The organism is Mycobacterium arosiense ATCC BAA-1401 = DSM 45069 (assembly GCF_002086125.1).
GTDB lineage: Bacteria > Actinomycetota > Actinomycetes > Mycobacteriales > Mycobacteriaceae > Mycobacterium > Mycobacterium arosiense.
On record NZ_MVHG01000233.1, the window covers coordinates 1 to 595 of the forward strand.

The 595-nt window shown below is 63.4% G+C and carries 2 protein-coding genes; both read right to left on the reverse strand.

Translation table 11 applies throughout. The features are described 5' to 3' along the window. Positions 1 to 266, reverse strand: a 266-nt coding sequence (locus BST14_RS28240; RefSeq protein ID WP_083067500.1) for a WXG100 family type VII secretion target, incomplete at its 3' end; no start/stop codon positions are given. A 44-nt stretch (positions 267 to 310) separates the two neighbouring features. Next, on the reverse strand, positions 311 to 595 hold a 285-nt coding region (locus BST14_RS28245), incomplete at its 5' end, for a WXG100 family type VII secretion target (protein WP_083067501.1).

Below are 595 nucleotides of genomic sequence, written 5' to 3' on the forward strand. Positions count from 1 at the left end.
ACGGCGCTGTCGGTGCTGGCCATGTTGCTGCCCGCGGACTGGACCTTCTGTCCGTGGGAGTTGGCCTGCTCGTAGATGACCTGGAAGTTGCGGCCCAACTGGGTGATGAACTCCTGGCATGCCACCGAACCCGCACCGCCCCAGAAGTCACCGGCAGCAAGCACATCGCGGATGATGGCCTGGTGCTCGGCCTCCAAGGACGCGGCCTGGGCGCGGATCAAGGCACCGTGGGCGTCTACATCGCCGAACTGGTAGTTAATGCTCATTGACTTGGCTCCTTAAAAGTGTTGTGCAACAGTGGATTCGGCCGCTAGCTGCTGAGGATCTGCTGCGAGGCCTGCTCTTGCTGCTCGTAGTTGTTCGCGTCGCGAATCAGCCCGTCGCGCACCCCGTGGAGCATGTTGACGATGTTGCGGAAGGCCTGGTTGACCTGACCCATGGTGTCGTAGGAGGTGGCCTGGGCCTGACCGCTCCAGCCCGAGCCGGCGATGTTCATCGACGACGCCCACATCTTGCGGGCCTCGTCCTCAACGGTCTGGGCGTGCACCTCGAAGCGGCCCGCCATCGCCCGCATCTCGTGCGGGTCGGTCATAAA